The organism is Arthrobacter sp. CAN_A214 (assembly GCF_015751955.1).
GTDB lineage: Bacteria > Actinomycetota > Actinomycetes > Actinomycetales > Micrococcaceae > Arthrobacter_D.
Genome location: NZ_JADOUU010000002.1, coordinates 189,658 through 207,489, shown reverse-complemented (window position 1 = coordinate 207,489; position 17,832 = coordinate 189,658). Strand labels below are relative to the sequence as shown.

13 protein-coding genes and 2 tRNA genes are annotated in these 17,832 nt (G+C 66.4%); 4 read left to right on the top strand and 11 right to left on the bottom strand.

Going from position 1 to position 17,832, the window contains the following annotated elements; genetic code table 11:
• Positions 1-114: 114 nt before the first annotated feature.
• Positions 115-2,004 (bottom strand): amylosucrase, encoded by a 1,890-nt coding sequence (locus IWX65_RS02845; protein ID WP_196880940.1) that lies wholly within the window; start codon positions 2,002-2,004, stop codon positions 115-117.
• A gap of 79 nt (positions 2,005-2,083) precedes the next feature.
• Positions 2,084-2,923 carry a DUF1684 domain-containing protein gene (locus IWX65_RS02840; protein WP_196880939.1) on the bottom strand — a complete coding sequence of 280 codons (840 nt, stop codon included), beginning with the start codon at positions 2,921-2,923 and terminating at the stop codon, positions 2,084-2,086.
• Between the two features lie 154 nt (positions 2,924-3,077).
• Between IWX65_RS02840 and IWX65_RS02835 the strand changes: the two genes are divergently transcribed.
• On the top strand, positions 3,078-4,424 hold the full coding sequence (locus tag IWX65_RS02835; protein ID WP_196880938.1) for a cytochrome P450: 1,347 nt from the start codon (positions 3,078-3,080) through the stop codon (positions 4,422-4,424).
• Positions 4,425-4,432: 8 nt separating this feature from the next.
• On the opposite strand, the gene IWX65_RS02830 is transcribed toward IWX65_RS02835, so the two are convergent.
• Positions 4,433-5,227 (bottom strand): SDR family oxidoreductase, encoded by a 795-nt coding sequence (locus tag IWX65_RS02830; RefSeq protein ID WP_196880937.1) that lies wholly within the window; start codon positions 5,225-5,227, stop codon positions 4,433-4,435.
• Positions 5,228-5,353: 126 nt separating this feature from the next.
• Between IWX65_RS02830 and valS the strand changes: the two genes are divergently transcribed.
• Entirely contained in the window at positions 5,354-7,978 is a 2,625-nt protein-coding gene (valS, locus tag IWX65_RS02825) for a valine--tRNA ligase (RefSeq protein ID WP_196880936.1), read from the top strand.
• A gap of 81 nt (positions 7,979-8,059) precedes the next feature.
• Here valS and IWX65_RS02820 read toward each other — a convergent pair whose 3' ends face one another.
• From IWX65_RS02820 to IWX65_RS02795, 6 genes are all read right to left on the bottom strand, one after another.
• Complete coding sequence (locus tag IWX65_RS02820; RefSeq protein ID WP_196880935.1) at positions 8,060-8,677, bottom strand: mycothiol-dependent nitroreductase Rv2466c family protein; 618 nt, start codon at positions 8,675-8,677, stop codon at positions 8,060-8,062.
• Positions 8,678-8,781: 104 nt separating this feature from the next.
• Positions 8,782-10,074: an ATP-dependent Clp protease ATP-binding subunit ClpX gene (gene clpX, locus IWX65_RS02815; protein WP_196880934.1), complete on the bottom strand. Its 1,293-nt coding sequence runs from the start codon at positions 10,072-10,074 to the stop codon at positions 8,782-8,784.
• Positions 10,075-10,235: 161 nt separating this feature from the next.
• Entirely contained in the window at positions 10,236-10,910 is a 675-nt protein-coding gene (locus IWX65_RS02810; protein WP_196822142.1) for an ATP-dependent Clp protease proteolytic subunit, read from the bottom strand.
• Positions 10,911-10,959: 49 nt separating this feature from the next.
• The gene (locus IWX65_RS02805) at positions 10,960-11,583 is read right to left on the bottom strand and encodes an ATP-dependent Clp protease proteolytic subunit (protein WP_442858967.1); all 624 of its coding nucleotides are present in this window, start codon (positions 11,581-11,583) and stop codon (positions 10,960-10,962) included.
• 266 nt (positions 11,584-11,849) lie between these two features.
• Entirely contained in the window at positions 11,850-13,325 is a 1,476-nt protein-coding gene (tig, locus tag IWX65_RS02800) for a trigger factor (protein WP_196881081.1), read from the bottom strand.
• Positions 13,326-13,391: 66 nt separating this feature from the next.
• Positions 13,392-13,465: transfer RNA gene (locus IWX65_RS02795), tRNA-Pro, on the bottom strand.
• A 142-nt stretch (positions 13,466-13,607) separates the two neighbouring features.
• On the opposite strand from IWX65_RS02795, the gene IWX65_RS02790 reads away from it, so the two are divergent.
• Positions 13,608-13,681 (top strand) — tRNA-Gly (locus IWX65_RS02790).
• A gap of 51 nt (positions 13,682-13,732) precedes the next feature.
• Here the strand turns inward: IWX65_RS02790 and IWX65_RS02785 are convergent.
• Complete coding sequence (locus tag IWX65_RS02785; protein ID WP_196880933.1) at positions 13,733-14,611, bottom strand: Fpg/Nei family DNA glycosylase; 879 nt, start codon at positions 14,609-14,611, stop codon at positions 13,733-13,735.
• Positions 14,612-14,643: 32 nt separating this feature from the next.
• The gene (locus IWX65_RS02780) at positions 14,644-15,117 is read right to left on the bottom strand and encodes a ribose-5-phosphate isomerase (RefSeq protein ID WP_196880932.1); all 474 of its coding nucleotides are present in this window, start codon (positions 15,115-15,117) and stop codon (positions 14,644-14,646) included.
• A 160-nt stretch (positions 15,118-15,277) separates the two neighbouring features.
• Between IWX65_RS02780 and pepN the strand changes: the two genes are divergently transcribed.
• Complete coding sequence (gene pepN / locus IWX65_RS02775) at positions 15,278-17,830, top strand: aminopeptidase N (protein ID WP_196881080.1); 2,553 nt, start codon at positions 15,278-15,280, stop codon at positions 17,828-17,830.
• Positions 17,831-17,832: the final 2 nt, after the last annotated feature.

Sequence of the window (17,832 nt, the reverse complement as noted above, 5' to 3'; positions counted from 1 at the left end):
GCCGTTCTTCCGGAAGCTCTCCGGTGATGGCCGGGTCGATGCTGATCTGCCAAGTCTAGCCGTCCGGATAATTGCTTGTCGAAAGGCGCTGCCCTACGCGCCTGGATTTCTCCGCTAAGAACTTGCCTTCCCACCCTGGCAGCGGAGCCAGACGACGCCGTGGGCGTCGAGGGTTATCCCGTCGGCGAGGACCGCCTGCTCGCCGCTGATGAGTTCAAGCGCCGAGTTAGGCAGTCCGGAGAGCGTCTCGGCGGAGATTTCCTGGGGCGTGTCGGCGAAGTTCGCGAGGATAAGAATTCTTGAGTCCTCGGTCGGACCGGGGCGTTGGTAGCCGAGGACCTGCGGATTGTTGGTGGAGAAGGGGACGAGCCTGCCGCCGGCGAACTCGGGTGTCAGCTTCCGCACGTCGATGAGCCGGCGCAGCCGGGTGGAAATGGCTCCTGCATCGGTTGCCGGGTCGTCCTTCGCCGCATACCGGTCGGCCGGGTAGGAGGGCCGTCCCACCCATCGGGAGTCACCGGCCTTGGCGGGGTCCTCGAGGTACGAGTAGTCGTTGAGCTGGCCGACCTCGTCCCCGAGGTAGAGCAGCGGAATCCCTCCGGTGCTGAGGATGATCGAGTGCGCCAGGAGGATCCGCCCGACGGCACCGGGATCGCCTGCCTCCAGACCGGCCAGCGACGCCGTGGTGCCGGAGATCCGGCAGTCGCCGGTGCGCGGGTTGTCCTGGAAGGGAACACCGCGGGCGAAGCTGCCGGGGAACCGGTCGACGTAGAACGCGTTGAGGAAGCGCCGATGATCGTGCCCGCGAATGCCGAGCTCCGCGGCGTCCTCGTCGGAGAAGGTCCAGCCGATGTCGTCGTGGCTGCGCACATAGTTCACCCACGCCGTGCCATCGGGGGTGGCGTGCCGGCGCTCGAGCGCCTGGGCCAGCAGGGCGACGTCGCGGGTGGCCAGCGAGTTCCAGATCAGGGCCATCTGCAGGGGGTTGTAGCTGAGCTGGCACTCCCCCGGGTGAATGTATTCCGCCACCTCGTCGGGGTGGACGATGGCCTCGGACTTGAACAGCAGCGACGGCGCCGCGAGACGGCAGACCGCGTTGAACGCCTGCAGGAGCAGGTGCGCTTCGGGAAGGCTCTCGCACGAGGTGCCGAGCCGCTTCCAGATGAACGCCACGGCGTCCATCCGGACGATGTCGATTCCCTGGTTGGCGAGGAACAGCATCTCGCCCGCCATGGCACGGAAAACCGCCGGGTTGCGGTAGTTGAGGTCCCACTGGAACGAATAGAACGTCGCCCAGACCCACCGGCCGTCCTCGAGCTGCACGAAGGAGCCGGGGTGGTCATCGGGGAAGATCTCGCGCACGGTCCGCTCATAGGCATCGGGCATCTCCCGGTCGGGGTAGATCAGGTAAAAATCCTCGTACTCCGGGTCCCCCGCGGCCGCTTTCCGGGCCCACTCGTGCTCGTTGGAGGTGTGGTTGAAGATGAAGTCGACCACCAGGGAGATGCCGTTCTCCCGCAGTTCCCGGGCAAGGTCCGCGAGTTCGTCCATGGTGCCCAGTACCGGGTCGACCTCGCGGTAGCTCGACACGGCATACCCGCCGTCGGAATTCTCCAACGGCGCCCGGAACAGCGGCATCAGGTGCAGATACGTCAGACCCAGCTCCCGGAAGTACGGGATCCGGTCCCGCAACCCGGCCAGGTCCCCGGCGTACAGGTCCACGTAGCAGACACCACCGAGCATCCTGTTCGAGGAAAACCAGGCGGGGTTCTGCGTGCGTGCCGCGTCGATGGCCTTGAGGTCGGCGGGCCGGTCCTGCCACGACGCCGCGGCGTCCAGGACCACCTGCAGCAGCTCCCCGTCCGTGTCCGGCCCGTAAATACGGGAAAACAACGACTGCAGGCGGGGGAACTCCGTCTCGAAGCGCGCCTCGAACGATGCCCAGTCCGCATCTGTCGTCGATCGCCGCCGGACCGCGAGCACGTCTGGAGGGAGGAATGCCATTGCCGCGTTGTCCGATCCGCTTGCACGATGAAAGCCGCTCCTGAGGGGAACGCCTTCCCTATCTATATCAGGTTCGGAATCAGGGCTGCCCGGTTCCTTCCGCCCCGGCGGGCCGCTTCTCGCCGGCCTCGATCCCTCCGCCGAGGCTGTTCCCCTTCACCGGCATGGGGCACGTGCCGTACGGGGTGAAAGCGCTCGGGTAGTTGACGGCACGATTGAAATCCAGGATGACTGTTCCGTCGGGATGGGGCTTCCCCGTGGAGACCCTCCGCCATCCGGCGGTGGTGTTCCCGTTGGTGGCGTCGGAGAAGGTGACGGTCAGCGCACCCTGCTGGTCCGCCGCCGCCTGCAAGCGGTACTCGGAATCCATACGGGGGAGCCGAAAGACCACCTCACCCGCTGCTCGGTGCACTCCACGCACCAGGGGGTTGGCGGTGCTGATCGGTTCGTCCACCGGCTCGGGATATGCCTCGTAGCGGGCTTCGATCACGAGGTCCGGGCGATACTCGAAGGTGGGAACGCCGTCGAACGCCGTGCGCACCGGTGATTCCGAATCCCTCGTGCGGAGGGCGTACCGGTTGGCCCGCCGGGCAAGCTCCACCACCACCTGTGTGCCGTCATCGCCCCCGTACTGGACCCACATCAGCGATTCCTCGTCGGCCAGCGTCGCAGGAACCGTCCCGGTCACGGGTCGGCCCGTTCCCACGAATGTGAGTCCGTCCTCCGCCGCCGCGGTCAGCAGCGCCGTCGTACCGTCCGAGGACCATGAGCCGGGAAGGGATCCGACGGCGCCGGGCCGGGTCTCCAGCCACTCGAACGACGTGAGCGTCAGCCAGCCGTGCTCGGCCGCAAGGTCCCTGTTGCGGGCCTCCCGGAAACGGCTCCAGCGCTCCGCCCGGGCATCGGGACTGGCATTCATGGTTCCTCCGAGGCGGGTGGGGTGTGCTGCTCTGTCAGCCGGTAGAACCCGATCGGGGCGGAAGCCATTCCCGGCACCTTTCCATTGTGCTGGATGGCATCCCTTGGCAGGGTGGAAAACGTAACCTCCCTACTTCCCGACAGGCGGTACACGCATGAGCATCCCCAGGCTGCCGACGGCCTCCGTGCCGGATACGGCAATGTTCATCGGAGCGGTCCTCCTTCCCACCCTCGCCAAGGGCCCGATCATCCGGCGGCCCCGGGTCGTCGGGTTCGCGGAGCGCTTCCGGCTCGACGACCGCGCTATTCGCGTGGTGCGCCGGCTCTCCGACAAGCATCCCGAGGGTCCGCTGCTCCTGCGCCTGCCCGTGCGCCACCAGGCCGTGATCCTCGCACCGGGCCACGTGGACACCGTGCTGGACATGTCCCCCGAACCCTTCTCCCCGGCGAGTGATGAGAAGCGCGCGGCGCTCGCACACTTCCAGCCCGGCAACGTGCTGATCTCGAAGGGACCGGTGCGGAACATACGGCGTGCTCTCCAGCAGCAGGTCCTGGACACCGACCACCCCATCCACCAGCTTGCCGGGGCTTTCCTCCCAGTGGTCCGGCAGGAGATGGACGAGCTCCTTGCCACGGCGGCGAAGCGTGGAGAGCTGGCCTGGGAGGACTTCCTTCCCGCCTGGTACCGCGTGGTGCGCCGCGTGGTCTTCGGCGATTCCGCACGGAATGACGAGGAACTGACGGACATGATCACCCAGTTGCGTAAGAGCGGCAACTGGGCCTTCCTTCACCCGAAGCAGAAAAAGCTGAGGGCACGGTTCCTGACCCGCATCAATGATGAACTGGGCCGCGCCGAGGAGGGCAGCCTCGCCTCCGTTCTGGCGGCGCGCGCACCGCAGCATGAGGACGCGGCACCTGCGGAACAGGTTCCGCAATGGCTCTTCGCTTTCGATCCCGCGGGCATGGCCACCTTCCGCGCATTGTCCGTCCTCGCCACCCATCCGGAGGCCAGGGAGCGTGCACGCCAGGAACTGCGCGACGACGACTCCGGCGGTTCATTCCTTCCCTACCTGCGCTCCTGCGTGCTCGAGTCCCTGCGCCTGTGGCCCACCACCCCCCTGATCCTGCGGCAGACCACGCGCCCCGTGGAATGGGAGGATGGACTGATGCCCGCCGGGTGCGGAGTTCTGATTTTCGCGCCCTACTTCCACCGGGACGAACGCAATATCTCCAAGGCGCACCAGTTCGCCCCCGAGCGCTGGCTCGAGGACGAGTCCGGCGACTCCGGGGGCTGGCCGCTGATCCCCTTCAGCGACGGGCCCGTGGTGTGCCCGGGGAAGCAACTGGTGCTGCTCCTGACGAGCGCAGCGCTTGCCCGGCTGATCGGGGAGACCGACTTCCACCTGAGGAGCCACCACCGGTTGGACCCGAGCGGCAGGCTCCCGGGGACGCTCGACAACTACTCGCTCCGCTTCGCCCTCGAGCCCGCCCCGGGCGGCTGAGGCTTTCCTCAGCCGCGCAGTACCTTGTGGTTGGCTGCCTGCGCGAGCGGCCGCAGGACGATCTGGTCGATGTTGACGTGGTGCGGCGCGTTCAGCGCGAAGACGATCGCGTCGGCGACGTCGGCCGCAGTGAGCGGGCGGGCCACACCGGCATACACCCGATCCGCAGCTTCCTGGTTGCCGGCCAGACGGTTCAGCGCGAACTCCTCGGTGTGCACCATCCCGGGGGCCACCTCGATGACGCGGATATTGTTCGCGGCCTCCTCGAGCCGCAGTGCCCGCGCCAGGGCCTGCTGGCCGGCTTTCGCAGCACAGTATCCCGCCCCGCCCTCATAGGCGGCCAGCGCCGCCGTCGACGTCAGGAAGAGCACGCTGCCCTGTCCGCCCGAGCGGAGCGCCGGAAGGAAGGCACGCGTCACCCTCATGGACCCGAGCACGTTCGTGTTGTACATGTACTCCCAGTCGTCATCCTTCGCCTCGGCGACGGGATCGGCACCGAACGCGCCCCCGGCATTGTTGACCACCGCGTGCACGGGTCCTGCCTCCGTCACGGTGCGCAGCAGGTCCTCGACCGATTGCTGGTCGGTGACGTCGACGACGGCGGCAGTGGCCCCGGTCTCCTCGGCCAGCGACTGTAGTCGGTCCCGACGCCGGGCAGCGGCGGTCACGTCCCAACCGGCTGCCCGAAGGGCGCGGACGGTGGCGGCGCCGATGCCGGAACTGGCACCGGTCACCACGGCACGCAGTGCTTTCGGCGCGTCAGGCGCAGGGGAACCGATGGATGCAGGCGAAAGTTGAGTCATGGACCCACTCTAGCCAGAGGAATTCCGCGCCCGGTAGGGCAAGGCCGCCGACCGCGGGAGCGGGAAACCCTGCAGCACAGGGCAGGGCACGTCGTGTTGCAGGGTTCGGATGGCAGAATGGCGGGTATGGCCGATACTACTCAGGGCACAGACACGCCCTCCTCCCAGCCCGTTCTCGTTCCCGACAAGCCCGCCCTCGAAGGGCTAGAGCCCCGGCTCGCCCGGCAGTGGCGGGACAACGGGACCTACGCCTTCCGCCGGGACACCACGCGGGAGGACGTCTACTCGATCGACACTCCTCCCCCCACGGCCTCCGGTTCGCTCCACGTGGGACACATGTTCTCCTACACCCAGACCGACGTCCTGGCACGGTTCCACCGGATGCGGGGCAAGAACGTCTTCTACCCCATGGGGTGGGATGACAACGGCCTGCCCACCGAGCGCCGTGTCCAGAACTACTACGGCGTGCGCTGTGACCCTTCGGTTCCCTACGACGCCGGCTACCGGCCCCCCGCCGAACCGGCGAAGAACCAGCGTGACTTCGATGCCGTGTCGCGGCGCAATTTCATCGAGCTGTGCGAGGAGCTCGCGGTCGAGGACGAGAAGGTCTTCGAGAACCTCTTCAGCACCCTGGGGCTCTCCGTTGACTGGAACCTGACCTACCGCACCATCGACGACACCTCGCGTGCGGTTTCGCAGCGTGCCTTCCTGGAAAACCTGGGTGCCGGGGACGCTTACCTTGCCGAAGCACCCACGCTGTGGGATGTCACGTTCCGCACCGCCGTCGCCCAGGCCGAGCTCGAGGACCGCGAGCAGCCCGGTGCGTACCATCGGATCGCTTTCGCCGCCCCCGAGGGCCGCCAGGTCCATATCGAGACCACGCGCCCCGAGCTCCTGCCGGCATGCGTGGCCCTCGTGGCCCATCCCGATGACGAACGCTACAAACCGCTCTTCGGCACCACCGTGACCACTCCCCTCTTCGGCGTCGAGGTCGAGGTCAAGGCGCATCCGCTCGCCAAGCCCGACAAGGGCAGCGGTATCGCCATGATCTGCACCTTCGGCGACCTCACCGACGTCACCTGGTGGAGGGAGCTGCAGCTGCCCACGCGCGCCGTCGTCGGACGTGACGGGCGCATCCGCAGCGAAACCCCGGAGTGGATCGTGACGCCGGAGGCACGCAGCAACTACGAAGCGCTGGCGGGCAAGACCATTTTCAGCGCCAAGGAGGCCGCGGTCGAGCTCCTGCGCGCCAGCGGGGACCTCGACGGCGAGCCGAAGAAGATCACGCACCCGGTGAATTTCTACGAGAAGGGTGACAAGCCGCTCGAGGTGGTCACCAGCCGCCAGTGGTACATCCGGAACGGTGGCCGCAACGAGACGAAGCGGGAACGCCTGATCCGGCGCGGCCGCGAGATCGAGTTCCATCCGCCGTTCATGCGGTCGCGCTACGAGAACTGGATCGAGGGCCTCAGCGGCGACTGGCTCGTCTCCCGGCAGCGCTTCTTCGGAGTCCCGGTACCGGTCTGGTACCGCCTCGACGGCGACGGCGAACCCGACTACGAGGCACCGGTCGTTCCCGGCTTCGACTCCCTGCCCGTCGACCCCGCGGCCGAACCGGCACCCGGATTCGACGAGGACCAGCGGAACCAGCCGGGCGGCTTCATCGGCGACAGTGATGTCCTCGACACCTGGGCCACCTCCTCGCTCACCCCCCAGATCGTCGGCGGTTGGATCCGGGACGAGGACCTGTTCGCCAAGGTGTTCCCGTTCGACCTGCGTCCGCAGGGACACGACATCATCCGCACCTGGCTGTTTTCCACTGCGGTGCGTGCCGACGCGCTGCAGGACTCGCCCCCGTGGCGGCACGCAGCACTGTCCGGCTGGATCCTTGATCCGGACCGGAAGAAGATGTCGAAGTCGAAGGGCAACGTGGTGGTGCCCACCGACGTGCTCGAGCAGTTCGGTGCCGATGCCGTGCGTTACTGGGCCGCATCGGCCAAGCTGGGTGTCGACACCGCCTACGAGATCGCCCAGATGAAGATCGGCCGCCGGCTCGCCATCAAACTGCTCAACGCCTCCAAGTTCGTGCTGAACCTCGGTGCCACTGAACGTTCCGCGGCACCGGAAGCACTGGCGCTGGTGACCAATCCGCTCGACCTCGCCCTTCTGGCGCAACTACGCGACGTCACGGCGCAGGCCACCACGGCCTTCGAGCGGTATGAGCATGCCCGGGCCCTGCAGCTCACCGAGGCGTTCTTCTGGACCTTCACCGACGACTACGTGGAACTCGTCAAGGACCGCGCGTACGGGGCGGCGGGCGAGGCAGGCCAGGAGTCGGTACTGACGGCACTGGCCACCACGCTCGACGCCCTGCTTCGGCTGTTCGCCCCCTTCCTGCCCTTCGCCACCGAGGAGGTCTGGGGCTGGTGGCGGACCGGTTCGGTCCACACCGCCGACTGGCCATCCACGACGGCGTTCGCCGGTGTTCCCGCAACGTCGGATCCTGCGGTCCTCACCACGGTGGCTCTCGCCCTCGGCGGGATTCGCAAGGCGAAGTCGGAGGCGAAGATGAAACAGCGGACGGAAGTGGTGACGGCCCTGGTGACCGCGCCGCCGCAGCAGGTGACGCAGCTGTCCGCGGGCCTTGAGGACCTCAAGGCTGCAGGCAACGTCCGCGAGCTTCGGCTCGCCGAGGGCGACGGCGACCTCGCGGTCACCGACGTGGACCTGGCCGCGCAGCCGGTCGAATAACAGCACCCAGAAGGGCCCCGCCGGATCGGCGGGGCCCTTCCTGGTGCTGCGGTGCCGGTGCTCGTCCCGGCCCGTCAGGAGTCAGTCGAAGGTGGGGCTTTTGGTGCGTGAACGTTTCAGCTCGAAGAACTCGGGGAATTCCGACATCATCACGGCGCCGTCGAAGATCCGTCCGGCCTGCTCCCCGCGGGGAATACTCGTGAGGACGGGGCCGAAGAATGCGGTTCCGTTGAATGCCACCACGGGGGTGCCGACCTCGTCGCCCACACGGTCGATGCCGTCCTGGTGCGATGCACGGAGCTGGGCGTCGTACTCGTCGGTGGCTCCGTAGGCCGCGAGGTCCGCCGGGAGACCCACCTCCTCGAGGGATTCGGCGATCACCGCGTCGAAGTCCTTATTGCCCTTGTTGTGGATGCGCGTGCCCATGGCGTCGTACAGCTTTTTGACGTACTCGGAACCGTGCAGCTCCTTGGCCGCAGTGATGACCCTCACGGGGGCCCAGCCCTTCCGCATCAGCTCCTGGTAGTCGGCCGGAAGATCGCGCCCCTCATTGAGGACGGCAAGGCTCATGACGTGCCAGTCGACGCTGACGCTGCGGACCTGCTCCACCTCCCCCATCCAGCGGGACGTGATCCACGCGAAAGGGCACAGGGGGTCGAACCAGAAATCGGCTTTCTCAGCGGTGGTGGTCTCGCTCATGAAAAAACTCCTCGTCATCGATGGTCAGGCGATATGCCTCTCATCGGTGCAACCGGGGCGGGGAGGAAGCTATTCCAGCATCGGGCCCTTCACGCCCGATTCGCTCAGGCGGACTTCGTGCGGCGCTTGGCGACGACCTCGTGGGAGATGAGGGTGGCCTCCGCCTGCTTGGCGACGACGTCGGCGGTGACGACCACCGCTGCCACGTCGTTCCGGCTCGGCAGGTCGAACATGACCGGCAGGAGCACTTCCTCCATGATGGCGCGGAGCCCGCGTGCTCCGGTGCCGCGCTCGAGCGCGAGATCGGCAATGGCTTCGAGTGCCTTCGGGTCGAAGCTGAGCTCGACGCCGTCAAGCAGGAACATCTTCTGGTACTGCTTCATCAGGGCGTTCTTGGGCTCGGTGAGGATCTGCATGAGGGCGGGCCGGTCGAGATGGGTCACCGTGGTGATGACCGGAAGCCTGCCGATGAACTCGGGAATGAGGCCGAACTTCAGGAGATCCTCCGGCATGACGTCCCCGTAGCTCGCCTCTTCGTTCTTGAGCGAGCTCAGCGGGGCACCGAAACCGATGCCCTTCCGCCCTGCGCGGGATCCGATGATCTCCTCGAGCCCGGCGAAGGCTCCGGCCACGATGAAGAGCACGTTCGTGGTGTCGATCTGGATGAACTCCTGGTGCGGGTGCTTGCGCCCGCCCTGCGGGGGAACCGAGGCGACGGTGCCCTCGAGAATCTTGAGGAGCGCCTGCTGGACGCCCTCTCCGGACACGTCGCGTGTGATCGACGGATTTTCGCTCTTGCGGGAGATCTTGTCGATCTCGTCGATGTAGATGATGCCCTGCTCGGCCTTCTTCACGTCGTAGTCCGCGGCCTGGATGAGCTTGAGGAGGATGTTCTCGACATCCTCGCCCACGTAGCCGGCTTCGGTGAGGGCTGTCGCGTCGGCGACGGCGAAGGGAACGTTGAGCCTGCGCGCCAGGGTCTGTGCGAGGTACGTCTTGCCGCAGCCCGTGGGACCGATCAGGAGGATGTTCGACTTCGCGATCTCCACGTCCTCGGACTCGGCGACGTCGGCGAGGGTACCTGCGGCACGCGGCGCGCTGCCGGACTGGATGCGCTTGTAGTGGTTGTAGACGGCGACGGCCAGTGATCGCTTCGCCGGTTCCTGCCCCACCACGTACTCCTGCAGGAAATCGAAGATCTCCCGCGGCTTGGGCAGTTCGAAGGTCCCGAGGTCCGCGACCTCGGACAGCTCTTCCTCGATGATCTCGTTGCACAACTCAATGCATTCGTCGCAGATATACACTCCGGGGCCTGCGATCAGCTTCCGGACCTGCTTCTGGCTTTTTCCGCAGAAAGAGCACTTCAGCAGATCTGTGCTCTCACCAATGCGAGCCATGTGTCAGTCCCCTTACGTGGTACGTGGTTGCTATGTCCACTCTAGGCCACATGCCGGAGCGAATCAGTATCGAAATGCCCGTGGTGCCGATCGGCGCCACGGGCATTTCCGCGGGGTTTCCCGCCTCATCGTGAGCCTGAACCCTCGATGGAGGACACGACCTACGGGGTATTGATCTTCGGTGGAACCATCTTGCGTGAGGCGAGGACCTCGTCGACGAGCCCGTACTCCACCGCATCCGCGGCGGTGAGGATCTTGTCCCGCTCGATGTCGCGGTTGACCTGCTCCGAATCCCGCCCGCTGTGCAGCGCGATGGTGTCCTCGAGCCAGGTCCTCATGCGCATCACTTCGTTGGCCTGGATCTCGAGGTCCGAGGCCTGGCCACCCTGCCCGCCGGACAGCGCCGGCTGGTGGATGAGAACCCGGGCGTTGGGAAGCGCCAGGCGCTTGCCCGGCGCGCCGGCCGCAAGGAGGACGGCCGCGGCACTTGCCGCCTGGCCCAGGCATACGGTCTGGACTTCGGGCCGGATGAACTGCATGGTGTCGTAGATCGCCGTCATGGCGGTGAAGGAACCGCCCGGTGAGTTGATGTACAGAGTGATGTCGCGCTCGGGGTCCGTGGACTCGAGTACGAGGAGCTGCGCCATGACGTCGTCGGCGGACGCGTCGTCCACCTGGGTGCCGAGGAAGATGATGCGGTCCTCGAACAGCTTGGTGTACGGGTCCTGACGCTTGAAGCCGTAGGGCGTGCGCTCTTCGAACTGGGGAAGGATATAGCGGTCGGTGGGCAGGTTGGTTGCCCGGGAACCCGCGGAGGCGCGGAAATCGTGGTTCATGATGTCTCCTGGTGGAACGACTGATGGAGGAGGGAGGTGGGGCGGAGCCTTAGGCGCTCTGGGTGCCGCCGCCGCCGGAAACGGATCCGGCGTGCGCGGAGATGTGGTCGAAGAAACCGTATTCGAGGGCTTCCTGCGCGGTGAACCACTTGTCCCTGTCGTTATCGACCAGGATTTTTTCAACGGTCTGACCGGTCTGCTCGGCGGTCAGCTCTGCCATGACCCGCTTCATGTGCAGGATCAGTTCGGCCTGGATCCGGATATCGGTTGCCGTTCCACCGATGCCGCCTGAAGGCTGGTGCATGAGGATGCGGGCGTGGGGCGTGGCGTACCGCTTGCCCTTGGTCCCCGAGGACAGGAGGAACTGTCCCATCGAGGCCGCAAGGCCCGTCGCCACGGTCACGACGTCGTTCGGGATGAACTGCATCGTGTCGTAGATCGCCATGCCTGCGGTCACCGAACCACCGGGCGAGTTGATGTAGAGGAAGATGTCGCGATCGGGGTCTTCGGCCGAAAGCAGCAGCAGCTGTGAGCAGATCGCGTTCGCGTTGTCGTCGCGGACCTCCGAACCGAGCCAGATGATGCGTTCCTTGAGGAGCCGGTTGTAGATGTAGTCGTCACGGCCTGCCGCTTCCGGGCTGGCCATGCGGGGTGTGGTTGGTTCGGTGGACATTCTCGTTGACCTCTCACTCTGGCGGGCCGATTCCCGAGGGAACCGCCCGGCCGTTTATCTCTCACTGGACACTAACCCGCGCCGGATCCCTTTTGCTCCCGCTCCGGCTACTGTTCGCTGACGGCGCACCAGCCGCGGACCAGCGGCGGAACCTACGAAAGCAGAGGCCCGCAGGCCCGGAATCGGCCGCCAAAGACGAAGCACCGCCGCCCGGACGGGCGGCGGTGCTTCGGGAAATTCTCGTGCTTCGCGTCCCGGTTCGGGAATCAGGCGCGGGCGGTCGCCTCGTCGTCGGACTCCTCCGCAGGAGCGGCATCGCCCGCGGTGTCTTCGGCTGCGGTGTCCTCAGCTGCGGTGTCCTCGGCCGGCATGTCCTCGACGGCTGCAGCTTCAACGGACTGGTCGGATTCCCCGATGTCGTCCGCGGAGATGGTCTCGGCGTCGTCGTCGGCGGCGCGCACGAATTCGCTGAGGTCGACCGGCGCTCCTGCGGTGTCGGTCACGGTTGCGAGTTCGAGGACCCTGGCGAGGGCCTTGCGGCGCCGAACCTCTCCGACGATCATCGGAACCTGGCCGCTTGAGTCCAGCATCTGCGCGAACTGGTTGGGCTCCATGCCGTACTGGCCCGAAGTGGACACGATGTAGTCGATCAGCTCGCTCTGGCTGACGCCGACCTCTTCCTTCTCAGCCACGGCGTCGAGGATGACCTCGTTCTGGAACGCCCGGCCGGTGTTCGTGCGGATCTCCGCCCGGTGCTCCTCGGTGTCGTGGTCCTCACCGGCGGAGTGGGAGTTCTCGCCGTTGAAGTGCTGCTCGAGCTGCTCCTCGATGACGCTCTCCGGCACAGGAACGGCGATCATCTCGACGAGCTTGTCCAGGACCTTGTCCCGGGCTTCAACGCCCTGGTCCATGAGCTTGCCCTCGGAGGCGCGCTTGGTGAGGTCCTCGCGGAGCTCGGCCACTGTGTCGAACTCGCTGGCCAGCTGGGCGAACTCGTCGTTCACCTCGGGAAGCTCGCGCTCCTTGACAGCCTTGACCACCACGTTCACCTGAGCCTCAGCACCGGTGTGTTCGCCACCGGCAAGCGTGGTTTCGAAGATTGCCGTCTCGTCCACGCTCAGACCCGTGACGGCCTCATCCATGCCCTCGAGCATGGTTCCCGATCCGACCTGGTAGGAAAGATCCTGCGCCGAGTCGACGGCTTCGCCGTCGACGGTCGCGGTGAGGTCGATCGTCAGGAAATCGCCGTCCTTCGCCGGGCGGTCCACGGCGACAAGGGTGCCGAAGCGGCTGCGCAGCTCGTCCATCGACTTCTCGATGTCGTCGTCGGATGCTTCTGCAGCCTCGACGGTGACTTCGATTCCCGCATAGTCGGGAAGCTCGATCTCGGGACGGATGTCCAGTTCGACGGTGAACAGGAGCTGGCCGTCGGCAGCGGAAGGATCGGGCACCTCGGTGATTTCCACCTCGGGCCGGCTCAACGGGCGGATCCCTGTTTCCTGGACAGCGGTCTGGTAGAAACCGTTCAGCCCGTCATTGACGGCCGTTTCGATGACGTAACCGCGGCCCACACGCTGGTCGATGAGCTTCTGGGGGACCTTGCCCTTGCGGAAGCCCGGAACCTGCACCTGCGAGGCGATCGTCTTGTAGGCCTGGTCGATGCTCGGCTTGAGTTCCTCGAAAGGGACCTCGACATTCAGCTTCACCCTGGTAGGGGAAAGGTTTTCGACGGCGCTCTTCACGGCGTAGGACTCCTGAACTAATTGGGATTGTTTCTGTAGTGACAAGATCATGCCGGAACTTCTGAGTCGGGGTGACAGGAGTTGAACCTGCGACTTCCTGCTCCCAAAGCAGGCGCTCTACCAAGCTGAGCTACACCCCGTAACTGCAGCTGTAACTGTACTTTCTTTTCACCCCGGTTGCACATTTGGCGATTCCCGGCGGGCTGTGGTGTAGTTGAAGGCGTTCCGGACGGCCGTGAGGCTGAAATGTCCCAGAGATATCTTCAGGAATGCAGCATTTTCGGGGATGTAGCTTAGTGGTAAAGCCTCAGTCTTCCAAACTGATGATGCGGGTTCGATTCCCGTCATCCCCTCCAAATCCAACAGCCGGTTCCCGTTCGGGACCGGCTGTTCCTGTGCTCCGCCCCTCAGTTCCGCTGACACTCGGGACACCAGTAGACCGTGCGTGCCGCCATGTCGGCGCTGGCGATCGACGTACCGCACCGGCGGCACGGCTCTCCCGTCCGCTTGTACACGTAGTGCGGGGCGGCTTCCGCGGCCTGCCCGTTGCGCTCGGAAGGCGTCGTCGTGAGAATTCGCCCCTCGCGCACGCCGTCCTGCATCAACCGCGCTGCGATCTCCCAGACGGCCAGGGCCTCCGACTCGAGCACCGCCTTTCCCGGGCGCCACGGATTGATGCGCTGCAGGAAGAGCACTTCCGCGCGGTACACGTTGCCGATGCCGGCGACCACGGCCTGGTTCATCAGCTGGACACCGATCGGCGTCGCGCTTGAGCGGAGCCGGGTGACGAAGGCCGCTGGGTCCGATCCCTCCCGAAGCGGGTCAGGACCGAGCCTGGCCAGCGCAAGCGCTTCCTCGCGGGCGGTGATGACGACGCACGCGGTGGGACCCCGGAGGTCGGCCCAGCCGCGCCCTGACACGAGGCGGGTACGCACGGCTCCGACGGGGGCGGGTGGCCCTGCGTAGGGCGGCTGCACGGCATCCGTGCCCCCGACCGCGTCATCGACGCGCCGCGGAGCACCGATACTGGGGAACCCGCTGAAAGTGGAGTCGCCGCCGAACGTCCACGCCCCGTAGAGCCCGAGGTGGACCCTCAGGATAAGATCGTTGTCGAAGCCCAGGAAAAGCTGCTTCCCGGAAGCCATTGCGCTGACCAGGATGTGTCCGTCGAGCTGGGAGGCGCCGGCCGCGAAGCGGCCCTGCGGACTGCTGACGGCGAGTTCCTCGCCGACGAACATCGCGGTGAACTGCAGTGCGAGCCGATGGATCGAATGACCTTCAGGCACGGGAGGTTCCCGCGGTCCGACGGACGGTGGCCCTATCCGTCAATGGTGCCGTTGGTTTCATAGGCGGCGATCTTGCCGATCCGACGCACGTGGCGCTCGGCACCGCTGAAGGGTTCCGACAGGAAGGCCTCGATGATCTCGGTGGCCTCGCCGACGGAATGCTGCCGTCCCCCGACTGCAACGACGTTCGCATCGTTGTGCTGGCGTGCCAGGCGGGCGGTGTCGAGGTTCCACGCGAGGGCTGCCCGCACGCCACGTACCTTGTTCGCCGCAATCTGCTCACCGTTCCCGGAGCCGCCCAGCACAATCCCGAGCGCGTCGGTTCCCGCCGACTGGTCGGCCACCACGGCGAGCGCGGCGTTGATGCAGAAGGAAGGGTAGTCATCCTCCGGGTCGTAGTCGCGGGGGCCGTGATCGACGACGTCGTAGCCGGTGCGGGTGAGATGCTCCAGCAGGTGGGCGCTGAGCTCCATTCCCGCATGGTCGGTGGCAAGGTGGACGCGCATGGGTGCTCCGTTCGCAGCAGGAGAGGTTTCCCCCAGAGTACTGGGTGCCGATGTGCCGGCGGGCACGCGAACCGGCACGGGAACCGGCAGGGGAACCGGCGCCGATCAGTGAGAGAATACGGAACGACATCCCCCACCACGGAGGCGAACCATGCCAGGCATGAACCTGACGCGCGATGAAGCACGTAGCCGCGCCGAGCTGCTGAGAGTCCAGTCGTACGACATCACCCTCGATCTGACCCGCGGGGAGACCGTGTTCGGCTCCACGACGGTGGTGAATTTTGAGGCGGCGCAGGGAGCGTCCACCTTCATCGACGCCGTCACCGAGACCGTCCACGGGGTGAACCTGAATGGGGTGGACCTCGACCCCGGGGCGGTGTCGGACGGCGTCCGCATCCAGCTGGACGATCTGGCGGCGTCGAACCGGCTCGTTGTCCATGCCGACCTCCCGTACATGAACACCGGAGAGGGGCTCCACCGGTTCGTGGATCCCGTGGATGACGAGGTGTACCTCTACACGCAGTTCGAGGTTCCGGACTCCCGGCGCGTGTTCGCCGTCTTCGAGCAGCCCGACCTGAAGGCGACGTTCCGCTTCACCGTGACCGCGCCGTCGCACTGGGACGTCATTTCCAACTCCCCCACCCCTGCTCCGGTGCAGGCCGGGTCCGCCGCTGAGGGCGGAGCGTACTCCACGTGGTCGTTCGAACCGACGCCGGTCCTTTCCTCCTATGTCACCGCCCTGATCGCCGGGCCCTACCAGGCGGTGCGGAGCGAAGTGACGAGTTCCGACGGCCGCATCGTCCCGCTCGGGGTCTTCGCCCGCAGATCGCTCATGCAGCACCTCGACGCGGAGAACATCTTCGAGCTGACCCGACAGGGCTTCGAGTTCTATGAGAAGCAGTTCGGGACGCCCTACCCGTTCGAGAAGTACGATCAGCTCTTCGTGCCCCAGTTCAACGCCGGCGCCATGGAGAACGCGGGCGCGGTGACGATCGTCGAGACATATGTCTTCCGTTCGCGCGTGCCCGATGCGACGGTGGAGCGCCGCGCGATCACCATCCTGCACGAGCTCGCACACATGTGGTTCGGCGACCTGGTGACCATGCGGTGGTGGAACGACCTCTGGCTGAATGAATCCTTCGCCGAATACATGTCGACCCTCGCTGCCGCGGAGGCGACGGAGTTCACCCAGGCCTGGACCACGTTCACCTCGATCGAGAAGGCGTGGGCCTACCGGCAGGACCAGCTTCCCTCGACCCATCCGATCGTGGCCGAGATCAACGATCTCGACGACGTCCAGGTGAACTTCGACGGCATCACCTACGCCAAGGGCGCCTCGGTCCTCAAGCAGCTCGTCGCCTGGGTGGGCCAGGACGAATTCATGGAAGGCGTCCGCGAGTACTTCCGCCAGCACTCCTGGGGCAATACCGAGTTGAAGGATCTGCTCTCCGAGCTTGAGCAGGCGAGCGGGCGGGACCTCGCCCAATGGTCCGCGCAGTGGCTCGAGACCGCGGGCGTCAACACGCTGCGGCCCGACATCGAAACCGCCGACGACGGCGTCATCACCGCATTCGCGATCCTGCAGTCGGCTCCCGCTGGTCATCCGACCCTTCGCCCGCACCGCCTTGCCGTAGGGTTCTACGACCTCGACGACGACGCCCGGCTGGTGCGTGTCCACCGCGTAGAGCTCGACGTCGACGGCGAACGCACGGAGGTTCCGGAGGCCGCCGGGAGGAAGCGCCCGGCGCTGGTGCTCCTCAATGACGACGACCTTGCCTACGCGAAGATCCGGCTCGACCCGGTGTCACTGCGGACCTCGGTGCGGCACCTCAAGGACTTCGCCGCTTCGCTGCCCCGCACGCTGGTGTGGGCGTCGGCATGGGACGCGGCACGGGACGGCGAGACCCCGGCCCGCAACTACGTGGACCTTGTGCTGCAGAACATCGGCTCCGAATCGGACTCGTCCGTGGTGTTGGTGCTGTTGAGGCAGCTGGCCCTGACGCTGACGTACTACGTCAGCCCTGCGGACAGCAGGGAAATGGGCGACGCCGCTGCGGACAGCCTGCTGGAGCTTGCCCGCGCAGCGGAGACGGGGTCCGATTCACAGCTGCAGTTCGTCAAGGCTTTCGCGGCCCGGGCCCGTAGTGGAAAACACCTGGACGTCGTGGAGGCCGTGCTCACCGGCACCGAAGCGCTGGAGGGCCTGGAAATCGACTCCGACCTCCGGTGGGAACTGGTGACCAGCCTGGTGGCGGGCGGCCGCTACGGACAACCGGAGATCGACGTCGAACTGGCACGCGACGGCACGTCAGCCGGCCAGCTCGCCGCAGCAACGGCCACGGCGGCGATCCCCACGCCCGAGGCGAAAGCAGCCGCGTGGGACGCCATCGTGCGCCGGGCGGATCTCCCCAACGCCACCCAGCGGGCAGCGATCCTCGGGTTCACGCGCGTCCACGACGCAGCCCTGCTCGAGTCCTATGCTGCAACCTACTTCGACGCCGTGCAGGAGGTGTGGGACACCAGGACCCATGAGATCGCGCAGCAGATCGTGGTGGGACTGTACCCTTCACGCCTCATCACCCCGGGGGCGCTCGCGCAGGCGGACGACTTCCTCGACCGGCTCGGGGAGGACAGCCCCTCCCTGCGGCGCCTCATCCTGGAGAACCGCGACGGCGTCCAGCGGGCGCTGCGCGCGCAGGCCGTGGACCGCTGATG

What these genes read in the sequence shown, in the direction of transcription:
- IWX65_RS02845 (WP_196880940.1), bottom strand. Translation starts at nt 2,004, where the DNA reads ATGGCATTCCTCCCTCCAGACGTGCTCGCGGTCCGGCGGCGATCGACG.
- IWX65_RS02840 (WP_196880939.1), bottom strand. Translation starts at nt 2,923, where the DNA reads ATGAATGCCAGTCCCGATGCCCGGGCGGAGCGCTGGAGCCGTTTCCGG.
- IWX65_RS02835 (WP_196880938.1), top strand. Translation starts at nt 3,078, where the DNA reads ATGAGCATCCCCAGGCTGCCGACGGCCTCCGTGCCGGATACGGCAATG.
- IWX65_RS02830 (WP_196880937.1), bottom strand. Translation starts at nt 5,227, where the DNA reads ATGACTCAACTTTCGCCTGCATCCATCGGTTCCCCTGCGCCTGACGCG.
- valS (WP_196880936.1), top strand. Translation starts at nt 5,354, where the DNA reads ATGGCCGATACTACTCAGGGCACAGACACGCCCTCCTCCCAGCCCGTT.
- IWX65_RS02820 (WP_196880935.1), bottom strand. Translation starts at nt 8,677, where the DNA reads ATGAGCGAGACCACCACCGCTGAGAAAGCCGATTTCTGGTTCGACCCC.
- clpX (WP_196880934.1), bottom strand. Translation starts at nt 10,074, where the DNA reads ATGGCTCGCATTGGTGAGAGCACAGATCTGCTGAAGTGCTCTTTCTGC.
- IWX65_RS02810 (WP_196822142.1), bottom strand. Translation starts at nt 10,910, where the DNA reads ATGAACCACGATTTCCGCGCCTCCGCGGGTTCCCGGGCAACCAACCTG.
- IWX65_RS02805 (WP_442858967.1), bottom strand. Translation starts at nt 11,583, where the DNA reads ATGTCCACCGAACCAACCACACCCCGCATGGCCAGCCCGGAAGCGGCA.
- IWX65_RS02780 (WP_196880932.1), bottom strand. Translation starts at nt 15,117, where the DNA reads ATGCGCGTCCACCTTGCCACCGACCATGCGGGAATGGAGCTCAGCGCC.
- pepN (WP_196881080.1), top strand. Translation starts at nt 15,278, where the DNA reads ATGAACCTGACGCGCGATGAAGCACGTAGCCGCGCCGAGCTGCTGAGA.